The 16,274-nt window shown below is 69.2% G+C and carries 11 protein-coding genes and 1 tRNA gene; 10 read left to right on the forward strand and 2 right to left on the reverse strand.

Annotated elements, in window-relative coordinates; all coding sequences use genetic code 11:
- Positions 1-165 precede the first annotated feature (165 nt).
- Positions 166-3,888, forward strand: a complete 3,723-nt coding sequence (locus tag ACFZBP_RS08645; protein WP_391411179.1) for a helix-turn-helix domain-containing protein — start codon at positions 166-168, stop codon at positions 3,886-3,888.
- 377 nt (positions 3,889-4,265) lie between these two features.
- Positions 4,266-4,961, forward strand: coding sequence for a ribosome-inactivating family protein (locus ACFZBP_RS08650; RefSeq protein ID WP_391411181.1), 696 nt, complete (start codon positions 4,266-4,268; stop codon positions 4,959-4,961).
- A 356-nt stretch (positions 4,962-5,317) separates the two neighbouring features.
- Here the strand turns inward: ACFZBP_RS08650 and ACFZBP_RS08655 are convergent.
- Positions 5,318-5,401 (reverse strand) — tRNA-Leu (locus ACFZBP_RS08655).
- Positions 5,402-5,958: 557 nt separating this feature from the next.
- Between ACFZBP_RS08655 and ACFZBP_RS08660 the strand changes: the two genes are divergently transcribed.
- The 8 genes from ACFZBP_RS08660 to ACFZBP_RS08695 all read left to right on the forward strand — a co-directional run bounded on the left by ACFZBP_RS08660 (position 5,959) and on the right by ACFZBP_RS08695 (position 15,396).
- Positions 5,959-6,840, forward strand: a complete 882-nt coding sequence (locus tag ACFZBP_RS08660) for an FhaA domain-containing protein (RefSeq protein WP_391411183.1) — start codon at positions 5,959-5,961, stop codon at positions 6,838-6,840.
- 10 nt (positions 6,841-6,850) lie between these two features.
- A complete protein-coding gene (locus ACFZBP_RS08665) occupies positions 6,851-7,363 on the forward strand; it encodes an FHA domain-containing protein (RefSeq protein ID WP_062721291.1) in 513 nt (170 codons plus the stop codon).
- 90 nt (positions 7,364-7,453) lie between these two features.
- The gene (locus ACFZBP_RS08670; RefSeq protein ID WP_391411618.1) at positions 7,454-9,031 is read left to right on the forward strand and encodes a Stp1/IreP family PP2C-type Ser/Thr phosphatase; all 1,578 of its coding nucleotides are present in this window, start codon (positions 7,454-7,456) and stop codon (positions 9,029-9,031) included.
- A gap of 27 nt (positions 9,032-9,058) precedes the next feature.
- Positions 9,059-10,501, forward strand: coding sequence for an FtsW/RodA/SpoVE family cell cycle protein (locus ACFZBP_RS08675; RefSeq protein WP_391411186.1), 1,443 nt, complete (start codon positions 9,059-9,061; stop codon positions 10,499-10,501).
- The gene (locus ACFZBP_RS08680; RefSeq protein ID WP_391411187.1) at positions 10,498-11,973 is read left to right on the forward strand and encodes a penicillin-binding transpeptidase domain-containing protein; all 1,476 of its coding nucleotides are present in this window, start codon (positions 10,498-10,500) and stop codon (positions 11,971-11,973) included. Before ACFZBP_RS08675 ends, ACFZBP_RS08680 begins: the two co-directional genes overlap by 4 nt.
- Before the next feature lie 169 nt (positions 11,974-12,142).
- Positions 12,143-14,155 (forward strand): Stk1 family PASTA domain-containing Ser/Thr kinase, encoded by a 2,013-nt coding sequence (gene pknB, locus ACFZBP_RS08685; protein WP_391411189.1) that lies wholly within the window; start codon positions 12,143-12,145, stop codon positions 14,153-14,155.
- Positions 14,156-14,356: 201 nt separating this feature from the next.
- Positions 14,357-14,881, forward strand: coding sequence for a hypothetical protein (locus ACFZBP_RS08690; protein WP_391411191.1), 525 nt, complete (start codon positions 14,357-14,359; stop codon positions 14,879-14,881).
- A complete protein-coding gene (locus ACFZBP_RS08695) occupies positions 14,866-15,396 on the forward strand; it encodes a restriction endonuclease (protein ID WP_391411193.1) in 531 nt (176 codons plus the stop codon). The genes ACFZBP_RS08690 and ACFZBP_RS08695 overlap by 16 nt, the downstream gene beginning before the upstream one ends.
- Positions 15,397-15,488: 92 nt before the next feature.
- On the opposite strand, the gene ACFZBP_RS08700 is transcribed toward ACFZBP_RS08695, so the two are convergent.
- On the reverse strand, positions 15,489-16,271 hold the full coding sequence (locus ACFZBP_RS08700) for a class E sortase (RefSeq protein WP_391411195.1): 783 nt from the start codon (positions 16,269-16,271) through the stop codon (positions 15,489-15,491).
- Positions 16,272-16,274 lie beyond the last annotated feature (3 nt).

Consider the following 16,274-nt stretch of genomic DNA (forward strand, 5'->3'; position numbering starts at 1 on the left):
GCCAACCGAACCCCCTCTCATCAGGGAAAACAGACTCAGTACCGGTGGTGCGAACAACGTCTCCGGCGAACATCACAGTTGGAAAGGGTTCTCGCCCGAGGAGGACGAAAAGTACCTTGTGCTGCTGATCAGCATGTTCTTCTCGTATGCGAAAGAGGCTTCGCCATGGGGCGTCCCGAACGACCGGTCGACCCGGCGGCCGGTCCCGTGCAGCGACTCGCCCATGATCTTCGGGAGCTGCGCCGTTCGGCGGGGGGCGTGTCGTACCGGGCCATGGCGAAGCAGGCCGGCTTCTCGGTGACGACCCTGGCGAAAGCCGCGAGCGGCGAGCGGCTGCCGTCGTTGGCCGTGCTCCAGGCGTACGTCCAGGCATGCGGGGAGGACCCCGGCCCGTGGGAGGCACGGTGGGCGGAGGCCGAGGCGCTGGCCGGGGAGGAGAGGCAGGAGGATGCCGACGCCGCCCCTCCCTACCGTGGCCTCGCGCGCTTCGAGCCGGACGACCGTGAGCTGTTCTTCGGCCGGGACCGGCTGATCGACGAGCTGAGCGAACTGGGGTGCGGGTCCCCGTTCGCCGTGGTGTTCGGGGCGTCCGGCAGCGGCAAGTCCTCCCTGCTGCGGGCCGGCCTGATCCCCCTGCTGCGGGAGAAGATCGCGGAGCAGGGACGTACGGCGGTCCTTCGGATCCTCACTCCGGGAGCCCGACCGGCCACCACCTACGGACATCTGCTGACGCCGACGGCCGACGATCCGGAGAGCTGGGTGGTGGTGGACCAGTTCGAGGAGGTCTTCACCCTCTGCCGCGAGCGCGCCGAGCGGGACCGCTTCCTCGACCTTCTGCTCGCCGCGCGCGACCCGGGCAGCCGACTGCGCGTGCTCATCGCCGTACGGTCCGACTTCTACGCGCGGTGCGCCGAGCACCCGCGACTGGCGGAGGCGCTGCACAAGAGCGGGCTCCTGGTCAGGTCCATGACCGCGGACGAGCTGCGCGAGACGGTGGTCGGTCCCGCGCAGGCGGCCGGGCTCATCGTGGAGCGGACCCTGACCGCACGGATCGTCGAGGACGTGCTCGACGAGCCCGGCGGACTGCCGATGCTGTCGCACGCCCTGTTGGAGACCTGGCGGCGGCGCAAGGGACGGATGCTGACCCTGGCCGCGTACGAAGCGGCCGGCGGGGTGCGCGGCGCGATAGCGGCCAGCGCCGAGGAGGCGTACGGGGAACTCTCACCGGCGCAGGCGCACGCCGCCCGGCACCTGCTCCTACGGATGGTCGAGCCCGGCCAGGGCAACGCCGACACACGCCGCCCGCTCAGCTGGGAGGAAATGGCCGGGTGGGAGGACCCCGAGGTGCGGGCCGTCGCCGGCCGCCTGACCCGGGCCCGGCTGCTGACCACCGACGACGACGCAGTGCAGCTCGCCCACGAGGCGCTCATCACCAGCTGGCCGAGACTGCGCGAGTGGATCGACGCGGACCGGGAGCGGCTGCGCCACCACCGGCAGCTGACCGAGGCCGCCCGCACCTGGCTGGAGCACGGCCGCGACCCGGGCACGCTCTACCGGGGCACCCGCCTGGCGCGGGCCGAGGAGCTGTTCGCGGGCGACGACCGCGGCTACGACGGCCTGACGTCCGAGGAGACGGCCTTCCTGGTCGCCGCGGCGGAGCAGCGGGCGACCGAGGAGCGGGCTGCCACCCGGGCCCGGCGCCGCAGCCGCACGCTCACGGCCTCGCTCTGCGCCGTGCTGGCGGTGGCCCTGGTCGTCGGTCTGACCGCCGTACGCCTGCGTCAGGACAGCGAGAGGCAGACCACCGACGCGGCGGCCCGTCGGGTGGCCGCGGTCGCCGACGCGCTGCGTACCACCGACCCGCGCACCGCGATGCTGCTCGGCGTCGCCGCATGGCGCATCTCCGAGCTGCCGGAGTCCCGCCGAGCCCTGCTGGGCGCCCTGGCCCAGCCCGAACTGGGCACCTTCACCGACCCGGCGCCCGGTGACGAACCGAACCGGTACCTCGACAGCTCCGGGCGCACTCTGCTCAGCGTCGACGGCCGCACCTGGCGGACGTGGGATGTGGGCACCCACCGCCGTATCGCCTCGGGGTCGGTGCCGCACGGGGCGCTGCTCGGCGCGGGGCCGGGCGGCCGGGTGATCGTCATCCAGACCGCCCAGGACACCCAGCGGCTTTGGGACACCCGAACGAGGCGCTGGATCGGGGACCCCCTGCCGTTCACGGACACCGTGAGCTTCGGGGCGAGTGGCCACAACTACCTGGTGAGGAGCCCGGACGACGACCGGGCTCGGCTCTACTCCGTCACCGACGGCCATCTGGTCTTCCGGACCCCGTCGGCCGGCCGGGGGGAGCTCGCCCACGCGGCGGCCGACGACCGGCTGCTGGCCCTGTGCCCGCGCGGGCGGGCCCCGCAGGTCTGGGACACCTCGACGCGCAAGGTCCGCGCCGGTGCCTGGACCAGGGCCCGCGGCGTCTGTGGTGTGGACGCCTACCTGGGCCTCACCGGCGGCCGGCTCCTCGCTCTCACCGCGGGCCGGGTGCGTGTATGGGACACCACGTCGGGACGAGAGCTCGCCGACGTCGCCCACCCGGGTGCCGATGGCGCCGTCGTGAGCGCGGACGGCTCGTTTCTGGCGACCGGCGGCGGCCAGGAGATCAGAGTGTGGCGTCTGCCCAACGGCGGCGCCCCCGTTTTCCGGCACTCCTTGGGCAACGAGTCGCTCTCCGGTCTCGCCTGGGACTCCTCGCGGCCCCTGCTGCGGTACCTCGAAGGGGGCACGGTCCACACCCTCGACCTCACCACGACGCTCACCCGCGCCTGGCGCAAGAGTCCGCTCGCCGGGGTCCGGCTCAGCCCCGACGGCAGGACCCTCGCCACCGCCGAACGCATCGGTGACCGCTACGTCTTCCAGCTGCGGAACACGCGCGACGGCCGTCTCCTGCGCACCCTGCCACCCCCGTCACGTCCCGTCTTCCGCAGCGGCATTCCGACGGTCCCCGCAAACATCATCGAGCCCTTGCTGTCCTTCAGCCCCGATGGAGGCACGCTCGCGTACGGAGTCTCCATCCCCGGCTGGGACGCCGTGTCTCAGCGTCTGACGGTGTGGGACGTGGCCGCCGGACACGCGAAGACCACTGTGGACCTGTCGACGGCGTCCGCGATGCAGGCGGACGCGATCGCCCTGGGACCGGGCGGCCGTACGCTCCTCACCGCCCGTCTGACCGACGACGGCGTCGTCAACGAGACATGGGACACCATGCTGCGGCGGAGGACGGCGCTCCTTCCCGGCCCGGCCGGGAATCATCTTGCCGTCAGCCGGGACGGCGAGCTCCTCGTGACCGACAACCGCGTCGTCCGAGCGGGCCGGTCCCACGCCCATGACCTCGTCCAGCACGACCGCATCGAAGAAATCGCCTTCGCTCCCGACGGCTCCGGCCTGGCGGCCGGCGACGGGACGGGGCGGGTGGCGGTCTGGGACGGCGCCCTCCGCCACCGAGCGGGCATCCTGAGGAACGTCTTTCTGGCGCCCGTAGATCCGTCCTCCGACTCAGCCGAGGCGATCACGGCTCTCGCATTCAGTCCGGACGGCAGCACGCTCGCCGTGGGCGGCGACGCGGGCACCGTCCAACTCTGGGACATCGCGACCCAGCAACCTCTCGGTCCTTCTCTGCCCACCCCCGGTGAGAGCATCGACACGCTCGCCTTCAGCCCGGACAGCACCATGCTGTACGCGGGCGGCAAGCACGTCCCGCTCCAGCGATACGTCGTGGATCCGGACCGAGCGGTCTCCCTCGTCTGCTCCCGTGCCGGGAACGCGGAGCTGACCCGGGCGCAGTGGCGCACCTACGTTCCGGACCGGCCGTACCAGCGGGTGTGCCCCTGAACGTCCCGGGTACCGCGGCTCAGGAGAGCGGCCGGGACAGCACTCCCGGTTCGCCCGGTACCACTCGCCCGTCGTCGTGCCGTCCGAGGTCATCACCGGCCTGACGCCGCTTGCCCCTTCCCCGACCAGTGGATCGGGTCGGCCTGCCGCCCTGGCCCAGGGGAAAGTCGTTCCGCGGCAGCGACGGGTCGATCTTCAGAGCCCCGGAAGTTTGTTCCTCCAGCCATCCCACCAGGTCGCCCAGCCCAGCCGCCGACCGGTCCGCCCCCGACGCGACCACGGAATTGTCTGCGGCGGCAAACGGGGCCTGCCAAACAACCTCCCGGCTGTGAGCGTCGTTCGTGACATCGCCGCACGTCGAACAACCGGAGCACACCATGCCCACCAGCGTCCTCATCGTGGTCGCCTTGTCCGTCCTTCTCGGATTCCTGGTGATCGTGCTGGCGCCCAGGGACACCGAGCCATCCGGCTCGACGGCGGCCGACGATGCGACGATCGACGCCGAGACCGTCATCGACGCGCAACACCTCGGCTTCCCACAGGTCCGCTGGAACATCGACCACGGCTCGGGCGCCTATCTGACGATGCTCGCCCAGCTGCGGAACCTCGCCGAGGAGACCCGGAGTTTCGCCGACATCGTGATCGGCAGTGGCAACCACACCCCCACGGTGCACGCGATCGTACGGCTCAGCGACTTCCACATCGTGCGGTTCTTCTCCAGCGACACCCCGCACGACTTCGTCCTGAACCTCGCCTCCGGCGTCCCCGGCGAGGAGGACGCCACCGACGACAACTGGTTCCTCGGCAAGGAAGGCCACGACGCCCTCGCCCGTGTCGCGAACCAGTCGCTGACCGCCGTCAAGCTGAGCGAGTCCAGCCTCGAGAACAGCCTCAGGGACCTCGGCATCCGCGGCACCGACCGCACCGCCCAGGCACGCGGCATGCTGCGCTACATCATCGCCATCACCGAGGCCTCCCGGTTCCGCCCCGTCGCCGACCACATCGCGACCGGCATGGACACCGGGTCCGACGTCTTCGTCACCGCACAGCAGGTCGGCCTGATGCGTAACTAGACCGGCATCAGCCTTGTCCTCATCGGCCGCACCAGCGCTCCGCCACTACTCCCCACGCATCACCTGGCGTCGCTGGGTAGGGTGCGTCCGCGCCGACGCACTCACCACCGCCGTCGGAGCAGAGAAGCGAGGAGCTGGACCCCGACCGGCCACCTGGCACCAGCCGCGTAGATCAATCAGGCCCCGGCGCCGCAGCACAACGAAGACAGGCCCCCACCCGTGAGATAGCTCACGCGTCGGGGCCTGTGGTGTGACCTGACCAGGCTGTGCGATGCCTCACAGCGATCGCGGAAACGAGAAACGGGCCCCTGCGGTGACTTCCGTCACCTGCAGAGACCCGTTCATCGGTTTCTCTGTGCGCGAGGGGGGAGTTGAACCCCCACGCCCTTGCGGGCACTGGAACCTGAATCCAGCGCGTCTGCCTATTCCGCCACCCGCGCATTGGGTGTGTCCTCGGGCTCTTCCCTTGCGGTCCGGCGCCTTCCGACACGCAGAACATTAGCACGCCGTCCAGGGTGGATTCACATCCCTTATCCCCAGGCAGCCGCCGTGCGAACGCCGTGCGGGCGCCCACCAGCACAGTCGGCACAGCACAGTCGACACAGCCCCGGCCGGACAACCCGCCGAACCCCCCGCCCGAACATTCCGCCGACGGCGACCGACCCGCGACGCCCTCCGCTCCGTATCAACGAGTACCTGTTCACGTATCAACCTCGTACCGGTACCACGCATCTCCCCAGGAGCCGGTCGGGGTCCACAGTCAGGTGCGGGACACTGGTCTTCGGCCGCCTCTACGATCCATGGCAAGACTGTGCCCCTGAGGAGTTCGAAGGGGAGCTCCACAGGGAACTTCGAGGGCGTCGACACCCGTCGACCGGGCCGACAGGGGGAACCAGCCGATTGACCGGCGCGTGGATACGATCAGTAAGCAGTACCAGGTAAGGCAGTACCCGCCCGGCGGGATGCAGGACGAAGCAGGCTACGGAGGAGGTGCCCCATGGGAGTCCTGAAGAAGTTCGAGCAGCGTCTCGAAGGTCTGGTCAACGGCACCTTCGCCAAGGTGTTCAAGTCCGAGGTCCAGCCCGTGGAGATCGCGGGAGCGCTCCAGCGCGAGTGCGACAACAACGCGACCATCTGGAACCGCGACCGCACGGTCGTCCCCAACGACTTCATCGTGGAGCTCAGCGCCCCGGACCACGAGCGGCTGAGCCCCTACTCCGGCCAGCTCGGCGACGAGCTCGCCGGCATGGTCCGCGACTACGCCAAGCAGCAGCGCTACACCTTCATGGGCCCGATCAAGGTCAACCTGGAGAAGGCCGACGACCTCGACACCGGCCTGTACCGCGTGCGCAGCCGCACCCTCGCCGGCTCCACCGACCAGCAGAGCGGCGGCCGCCAGGCCCCCGCACCCGCCGCCCCGGCCGGGCGGCCCGGCGGCGCCCAGGGCCAGAGCGGCTACGGCTATCCGCCGGCCGCCGCACCCGCCGGCGCCCCGCCCATGCCGGCCGCGCCGCCCCCCGGCGGCCGCCCCGGCGGTTACGGCTACCCGCAGCCCGCGGGCGCCCAGCGACCCCCCGCCGCACCCGCGGCCGACGGCCGCACCCGCTACTGGATCGAGATCAACGGCACCCGCCATCAGATCTCCCGCGCCACGCTCGTGCTGGGCCGCAGCACCGACGCCGACGTGCGGATCGACGACCCCGGCGTCTCCCGCCGGCACTGCGAGATCCGGACCGGAACGCCCTCGACGATCCAGGATCTCGGGTCCACCAACGGCATCGTGGTGGACGGGCAGCACACCACCCGCGCTACGCTCCGCGACGGCTCGCGGATCGTCGTGGGCAGCACCACCGTTATCTATAGGCAAGCCGAAGGGTGAAGCGGGGGCAATGTCAGAGCTGACCCTCACGGTCATGCGGCTGGGTTTCCTGGCCGTCCTGTGGCTGTTCGTGATCGTGGCCGTGCAGGTCATCCGCAGCGACCTGTTCGGTACGCGTGTCACGCAGCGCGGAGCGCGCCGCGAGGCCGCCCGACCGCAGCAGGCCGCCAGGCAGGCGGCGCCGCCCCAGCAGCGCGGCCAGCAGGGCGGCGGCCGCCAGCGCCGTAACGCCCCCACCAAGCTGGTCGTGTCCGAGGGCACCCTCACCGGCACCACCGTCGCGCTCCAGGGCCAGACCATCACCCTGGGCCGGGCGCACGACAGCACGATCGTGCTGGACGACGACTACGCCTCCAGCCGGCATGCCAGGATCTACCCGGACCGCGACGGCCAGTGGATCGTCGAGGACCTGGGCTCCACCAACGGCACGTACCTCGACCGAACGCGGCTCACGACCCCCACACCGATTCCGCTGGGCGCGCCGATCCGCATCGGCAAGACCGTCATCGAGCTGCGGAAGTAGTACGACAATGAGCGAGCGGAGCGAGCACGCAGCGGCGGCCCCCACCAGGGGCCCCGGCGCGCTCCCGACCGGAGGGTGGGCACCGTGCGGATGTACCCGGAGCCGACGGGCGAGGTGCGCATGAGTCTGTCACTGCGCTTCGCCGCCGGATCGCACAAAGGCATGATCCGGGAGGGCAACGAGGACTCCGGATACGCCGGACCCCGCCTGCTCGCCATCGCCGACGGCATGGGCGGCGCCGCGGCCGGCGAGGTCGCCTCCTCCGAGGCCATCTCCACGATCGTCGCCCTCGACGACGACGTCCCCGGCTCCGACATCCTCACCTCGCTCGGCACCGCCGTACAGCGCGCCAACGACCAGCTGCGCTCCATGGTCGAGGAGGACCCGCAGCTCGAAGGCATGGGCACCACGCTCACCGCCCTGCTGTGGACCGGACAGCGCCTCGGCCTCGTCCACGTCGGCGACTCCCGCGCCTACCTGCTCCGCGACGGCGTCCTCACCCAGATCACCCAGGACCACACCTGGGTGCAGCGCCTCGTCGACGAGGGCCGCATCACCGAGGAAGAAGCCACCACGCACCCCCAACGCTCCCTGCTGATGCGGGCGTTGGGCAGCGGCGACCACGTCGAACCCGACCTCTCCATCCGCGAGGTCCGCGCCGGCGACCGCTACCTGATCTGCTCCGACGGCCTCTCCGGCGTCGTGTCCCACCAGACCCTGGAGGACACCCTCGCCAGCTACCAGGGCCCCCAGGAGACCGTGCAGCAGCTGATCGAACTCGCGCTGCGCGGCGGCGGCCCCGACAACATCACCGTGATCATCGCCGACGTCCTCGACCTGGACACCGGCGACACCCTCGCCGGACAGCTGTCCGACACCCCCGTCGTGGTCGGCGCAGTCGCCGAGAACCAGAACCACCTGCACGACAACGGCATCATGCAGACCCCCGCCGGCCGCGCCTCCGGACTCGGCCGCCACGTGCCCGGACAGGGCGGCGGAGGCGGCGAGTTCGGCCCGCCCGGCTCCGGCGACACCACCGGCTACGTCCCCACGGGCAGCTTCGGCGACTACACCGACGACGACTTCGTCAAACCCCGCAAGGGCCGCTGGCTGAAGAGATCCCTCTACATCGCCCTCGCGCTCGGCGTGATCGGCGGCGGTCTCTACGGCGGCTGGCGCTGGACACAGACCCAGTACTACGTGGGCGCCAACAACGAACACGTCGCCCTGTACCGAGGGATCAGCCAGGACCTGGCCTGGGTCTCGTTGTCGAAGGTGGAGAAGGACCACCCCGAGATCGAACTCAAGTACCTGCCGCCCTACCAGCAGCGGCTCGTCAAGGACACGATCACCGAAGGCGGCCTCAAGGACGCCCAGACGAAGATCGACGAGCTCGCCCTGCAGGCCTCCGCGTGCAAGAAGCGGTCCGAGCAGCGCGCCGCCGAGAGCGACAAGAACGCCCGGACCGGCGAGGGCGAGGCCGGAGGCACCACGGGAACCACCCGCACCTCCCTCACGTCCAAGGCGACACCGACACCGAACCCCTCGGCGTCCAAGCCCACGACCCCGCCCAACACCACCTCCCCGACACCGACTGCGACGCCAAGCCCCGGCCCCACTCTCTCGGAGGAAGAGCAGAAGGTCGTCTCGAACTGCGGTACGCAGTAGGCAAGCCGTGAGAGGCCCCGTCACACGATGAGCAGTACTACGAACTCGCCGACGCATCACACGTCCACGATCGGCGCGATCGGCGCGCCGAGCAGGCGCAACACCGAGCTCGCGCTGCTGGTGTTCGCGGTCGTCATCCCGGTCTTCGCCTACGCCAACGTGGGCCTGGCGATCCATGACGAGGTGCCCGCCGGGCTGCTGAGCTACGGAATCGGTCTCGGCCTGCTGGCCGGCGTCGGCCACCTCGCCGTACGCAAGTTCGCGCCGTACGCGGACCCGCTGCTGCTGCCGCTGGCCACGCTGCTGAACGGCCTCGGACTGGTGGCGATCTGGCGGCTGGACCAGTCGAAACTGCTGCAGTCGCTGCCCACCTACGTCACGGCCGCGCCCCGACAGCTGCTGTACACCGCACTCGGCATCGCACTGTTCGTCGTCGTGCTGATCTTCCTCAAGGACCACCGCGTCCTGCAGCGCTACACGTACATCTCGATGTTCGCCGCCCTGGTGCTCCTTCTGCTGCCACTGGTGCCCGGACTCGGCGCCGACGTCTTCGGCGCCAAGATCTGGATCCGGGTCCCCGGCCTCGGCTCCGTCCAGCCCGGTGAGTTCGCGAAGATCGTCCTCGCGGTCTTCTTCGCCGGCTACCTGATGGTCAAACGCGACGCCCTCGCCCTCGCCAGCCGCCGCTTCATGGGCCTGTACCTGCCCCGCGGCCGCGACCTCGGCCCGATCCTCGTCGTCTGGGCGATGTCAATCCTGATCCTGGTCTTCGAGACCGACCTCGGTACGTCGCTGCTGTTCTTCGGAATGTTCGTCATCATGCTGTACGTCGCCACCGAGCGGACCAGCTGGATCGTCTTCGGTCTGCTGATGTCCGCGGTCGGCGCCGTCGGCGTGGCGTCCTTCGAACCGCACATCCAGCAGCGCGTGGACGCCTGGCTCGACCCGATGCGCGAGTACACGCTGAGCCAGGCGGGCGTCGTCGGCCACTCCGAGCAGGCCATGCAGGCCCTGTGGGCCTTCGGCTCCGGCGGCACGCTCGGCACCGGCTGGGGCCAGGGCCACTCCGAACTCATCCGGTTCGCCGCCAACTCCGACTTCATCCTCGCCACCTTCGGCGAGGAACTCGGCCTGGCCGGCGTCATGGCGCTGCTGCTGCTGTACGCGTTGATCGTGGAGCGCGGCGTGCGCACCGCCCTCGCCGCCCGCGACCCCTTCGGCAAGCTGCTCGCCGTCGGCCTCTCCGGCGCCTTCGCCCTCCAGGTCTTCGTCGTCGCCGGCGGTGTCATGGGCCTCATCCCGCTGACCGGTATGACCATGCCGTTTCTGGCCTACGGCGGTTCCTCAGTGCTCGCCAACTGGGCCCTCATCGGCATCCTGATGCGCATCAGCGACACCGCCCGCCGCCCGGCGCCCGCCCCCGCCCCCAACCCCGACGCCGAGATGACCCAGGTGGTCCGCCCGTCATGAACAAGCCCCTGCGCCGGATCGCGATCTTCTGCGGCCTTCTCGTCCTCACCCTCCTCATCCGGGACAACTGGCTCCAGTACGTCAAGGCCGACAGCCTGAAGGACGACCCCAAGAACCGCCGCGTCCTCATCGCCCGCTACGCCACCCCCCGCGGCAACATAATCGTCGGCGGCAACCCGATCACCGGTTACGCGGAGACCACGTCGGGCGACTTCAAGTTCAAGCGCACGTACAAGAACGGCGCCATGTGGGCACCCGTCACCGGCTTCGTCTCGCAGGCCTACGGCGCCAACCAGCTGGAGTCCATCCAGGACGGCATCCTCAGCGGCACCGACGACCGGCTCTTCTTCCGCAACACCCTCGACATGATCACGGGTAAGGAGAAGGAGGGCGGCAACGTCGTCACCACCCTCAACGCCGCCGCACAGAAGGCCGCGTACAACGGCCTGAAGAAGCAGGGCGGCAAGGGCGCCGTCGCCGCCATCGAACCCTCCACCGGCAAGATCCTGGCGCTCGCCTCCTTCCCGTCGTACGACCCCTCCACGATCGCCGGCGGCGGCGAATCCGACGCCGCGGCCTGGAAGAAGCTCGACAAGAAGAACAACCCCGACGACCCGATGCTCAACCGGGCCCTGCGCGAGGTCTACCCGCCCGGCTCCACCTTCAAGGTCGTCACCGCCGCGGCGGCCCTGGAGAACGGCCTGTACACGACCGCCGACGAGAAGACGAAGTCGCCGGACCCGTGGGTCATGGAGGGCACCACCACCAAGCTGCCCAACGAGGGCAACATCCCCTGCGAGAACGCCACCCTGCGGGTCGCCCTGCAGTACTCCTGCAACACCGTCTTCGGCAAGATCGGCTCCGACCTCGGCAACGACAAGATGCTGGAGGAAGCCAAGAAGTTCGGCTTCACCGAGGAGCAGTTCACGCCCACCCGCACCAGCGCGTCGGTCTTCTCCGACAACATGAACCCCTCGCAGACCGCGCTGTCCTCCATCGGCCAGTTCAACACCGCCGCCACCCCGCTCCAGATGGCCATGGTGGCCTCGGCGGTCGCCAACAACGGCACCCTGATGAAGCCGTACATGGTCGACGAGCTCCAGACGCACAACCTCGACGCCCTCGAGAAGACCGACCCCGAGGAGCTGAGCCAGCCGCTGACGCCGGAGAACGCCCAGATCCTCCAGTCGATGATGGAGACGGTCGTCGAGGACGGCACCGGCAAGAACGCCCGGATCGACGGCGTCAAGGTCGGCGGCAAGACCGGTACCGCCCAGCACGGCGTGGAGAACAGCGAGAACCCCTACGCGTGGTTCATCTCCTACGCCAAGCTCAGCGACAACAGCTCGCCGGTGGCCGTGGCCGTGGTGATCGAGGACGACAACGCGGTCCGCGACGACATCTCCGGCGGCGGCCTCGCGGCCCCCATCGCCAAGAGCGTCATGGAGGCGGTCATCGACAGCAAGAAGTGACCCCGCTCACGTCCCCTTCACATCGGTGCACGTTGCGATACCGGTCCTGTATCGGGTTACGGGCTTGGCCAGGTCACACAAGACGAGCCGGGTACGGTATGCCCGGACGGACCACCGCCACACCCACAAGGGTGACGGCGGGACCGACGGAGAGGGCTGGTAGGTAGCTATGGAAGAGCCGCGTCGCCTCGGCGGCCGGTACGAACTGGGCCAGGTGCTCGGTCGTGGTGGCATGGCGGAGGTCTACCTCGCGCATGACACCCGCCTCGGCCGCACCGTGGCGGTGAAGACGCTGCGCGCGGACCTCGCGCGCGACCCGTCCTTCCAGGCCCGGTTCCGCCGGGAGGCCCAGTCGGCCGCCTCGCTCAACCATCCCGCGATCGTCGCGGTCTACGACACGGGCGAGGACTACATCGACAACGTGTCGATCCCGTACATCGTCATGGAGTACGTGGACGGCTCCACGCTGCGTGAGCTTCTTCACTCCGGCCGCAAGCTGCTGCCGGAGCGCGCCATGGAGATGACCATCGGCATCCTCCAGGGCCTCGAGTACGCCCACCGCAGCGGCATCGTCCACCGCGACATCAAGCCGGCCAACGTCATGCTGACGCGCAACGGCCAGGTCAAGGTGATGGACTTCGGCATCGCCCGCGCCATGGGCGACTCCGGCATGACGATGACCCAGACCGCCGCCGTCATCGGCACCGCCCAGTACCTCTCGCCGGAACAGGCGAAGGGCGAGCAGGTCGACGCGAGGTCGGACCTCTACTCGACCGGCTGCCTGCTCTACGAGCTCCTGACGGTACGGCCCCCCTTCGTCGGCGACTCCCCGGTGGCCGTGGCCTACCAGCACGTCCGTGAGGAGGCCCAGGCCCCCTCGGTCTTCGACCCCGAGATCACGCCCGAGATGGACGCGATCGTGCTGAAGGCCCTCACCAAGGACCCCAACTACCGCTACCAGTCGGCCGACGAGATGCGCGCCGACATCGAGGCCTGCCTCGACGGCCAGCCGGTGGCCGCGACCGCGGCAATGGGCTCCGTGGGCTACGGCGGCTACCCCGACGACCAGCCGACCACGGCCCTGCGCGCCACGGACGCCGGCGCCACGTCGATGCTGCCGCCCATGAACCCGGACGACGGCGGCTACGGCTACGACGACCGCGTCGACCGACGCCGCCAGAAGAAGTCCAACACCTCGACGATCCTGCTGGTCGTCGCGGCTGTACTGGTCCTGGTGGGCGCGGTTCTGATCGGTAAGTGGATCTTCGACGGGGAGGGGGTGGCCAACGACACCACTTCCGTCCCGGACTTCGTGAGCAACACCGAGCCCGAAGCCAGGCAAGCGGCCACCAACGCCGAACTGAAGCTTGAGTTCACGCAGAAGCCCTGTGAGGACCAGGTCAAGGGCAAGGTCTGCACTCAGGACAAGCAGCCCGGCGAGAAGGTGAAGAAGCAGTCCGTCATCAACCTGGTCATCTCCACCGGCGCCCCGAAGGTGACGGTGCCGAGCGTGATCGGCCTGTCCCAGGAAGACGCCGAGTCGAAGCTCAAGAGCGACGACTACGAACTCGAGGTCAAGATCGAGACGCGCGAGACCTCCTCCGACGACCCCGGCACCGTCCTCGACCAGGACCCGGTCAAGGGCGAGGAGGTCGAGAAGGGCTCGACGATCACCCTCACCGTCGCCAAGGAAGAGGAGAAGTCCACCGTCCCGGCGGTCCTCGGCAAGACCTGCGACGAGGCGAAGGCCCAGATGACGGCCAACAACCTGGTCGGCAACTGCACCGAGGTCGACACCCAGGACCCCAACCAGGTCGGCAAGGTCATCGCGACCTCGCCGGAGGCGGGCAGCCAGGCGGACAAGAACTCGACGGTGACGATCCAGATCGGCAAGGCTGCTGAGCAGCAGCAGGTGGCGGTGCCGACCGTGACTCAGCTGTCGCTCAAGGACGCCAAGAAGACCCTTGAGGACCAAGGTCTGGCCGTGGGCAACATCACGGGTTCGCAGGACGACAACGCCGTAGTCATCAGCCAGGACCCGCAGCCGAATACACAGGTTGACCGGGGTACCCCGGTCAACCTGGTCGCCTTCGGCCAGAACGGCAACAACGGCGGCGGCGACAACGGCGGCGGCCAGATCTTCGGCGGCGTGACGGGAACGTCCGCCCGCACGGAGGACTGACCCCCCGGCACACAACCGAGCCCCGGCGCCCTGAACAGGGTGCCGGGGCTCAGCCATGTCCCCCCCACGACCGGGCGAGACTCGCAAATCCATTCCCCTCTCGCTCGTGCCTTCCCACCTCACGGCTCGTTGACCGGGTGGGCTGGGGAGTCAGAGCTCTGCCCCACCCGTACGGCTACACCGTGAACGGAAGGGCAGAACGTGATCGACCAATCGGCACTGCTGGAGTCCAAGAGCCTGCGCGACAGCGTGCTGGAACGAACAGACGTCCTCGACAGGGTGAAGGCGCTGTCGCTGCTGCCGGACGGGATGCATGTGACCACGGCGATGGTGGCGGCGTACTTCGGGGTCACCGCCGAGGCGGTCCGCCAGCTCAAGGCACGCCATCACGATGAGCTGTTGTGCAATGGAATGGTGACGCTCCAGGGCTCTGAGCTCGCACAATTCAAGCGTGACGTCTTGTCACGCTTTCCGGGAGGTTATCCACAGCCTCGGTCGAGCCTCACGCTCTACCCGCGCCGCGCCGTCCTCAACATCGCCATGCTCCTCCGCGACAGCGAAGTCGCACGTCAGGTGCGTGTGTACCTCCTCGACATGGAGTACGCGGCCCGCACACAGCCTGTGGAAAACCCGCCCCCCACCGACATCGCCTCCTCGACGACCACATCGACCAACGCATCACCCACATCCTCGGCAAGACCGTCGTGCCGATGTTCAACGCACTGATCGCCACCTCCGGCGAACACCGTCGCGAACTCATCGAGCTCCGCGAGGACATCCAGAACGTCGAGCGCAAACTGTGCTGGCACCACCGGCGGCTCAGCACCCTGGAAGGAGCGTCACCGACAGACCAGGTACGCGCCTCCATCGCGGCCATGACCTGGCAGGCCTTCGAACGCCACGTCGCCGATCTGCTGCGCCGGGACGGCTGCACGGGCGTCGTCGTACGACAGGCCCGCAGCGACCGGGGTATCGACATCACCGGGCACACCGCGGACGGCCGCAGCGTGGCCGTCCAGTGCAAGAACCGGACCGGCCGTGTGTCCGTCCCCAGCGCAGAGATGCAGAAGTTCGCCGGAGCGGCATGCGCGATCGGCCAAGTGGATATCGCGCTCTTCGTCGCCACATGCAACTTCAGCAGCGAGGCACAGGCAATCGCTGACCTGAGCGGAGTCATCACCGTAAACCGCGACGCACTGGAGGCCTGGAGCGCAGGAGCCCGCCTCCAGGCCCTGCGATAGGCATCACATGCCAAGGGCCCGAAGCCGCAAAGACAAGTTGCGGCTTCGGGCCTCCACCATGCTAGGTGACCGACCTCCTGCAAGGAGCTCGGTCAGCGCAACTCCTCCGGCAACGTCCGCTCCGCATCCACCTTCTCCACCCGCTCCAACTCCCCCCACACGATGTACCGGTACCGGCTCGTGTACACCGGCGTGCAGGTCGTCAGCGTGATGTAGTGGCCCGCCTTGGTCTTGCCCGACTCCTTCGGGATGGCGGAAAGGACCTTGACGTTGTACTTCGAGGTCTCGGGAAGGATGCCGTAGACCTTGTAGACGTACCACTTGTCCTTCGTCTCGAAGACGATCGGGTCGCCCTTCTCGATCTTGTGGATGTTGTGGAACTCCGCACCGTGCCCGTCCCGGTGCGCGGCGACCGAGAAGTTGCCCTTCTTGCCCGACGTCGGCAGGGTCGCCTTGATGGGGTCGGTGTAGTAGCCGGCGACGCCGTCGTTGAGGATCTTCGTCGACGTGCCCTTCTCCACCAGGATGTCGTCCCCGCTCATCGTGGGCACATGCAGGAAGCCGATGCCGTTCTTCGAGTCGAACTCGGCGGGACGGCCGGAGCCCTCGTCGTCCTGGTGCGCCCAGATGTCACGCACCTTGTCGGCCTGCTTCGCCGCCGCGCGATCAGCGACGACGTTCGTCCACCACAGCGAGTAGACGACGAACAGCCCCAGCACCAGGCCCGCCGTGATGAGGAGTTCACCGAACACACTGACCGCCATCGCGATCCGCCCCGTGCCGCGGCGGCGTGCCGGGGAACGCCGTGACGCGGGGGCGGCCGTGTGCTCGTCCGTGCCGTCGCTGGTGTCCGTGCCGTCGGTGGTGGCTGCCACTTT

This window comes from Streptomyces sp. NPDC008086 (genome assembly GCF_042957325.1).
Taxonomy (GTDB): Bacteria; Actinomycetota; Actinomycetes; order Streptomycetales; family Streptomycetaceae; genus Streptomyces.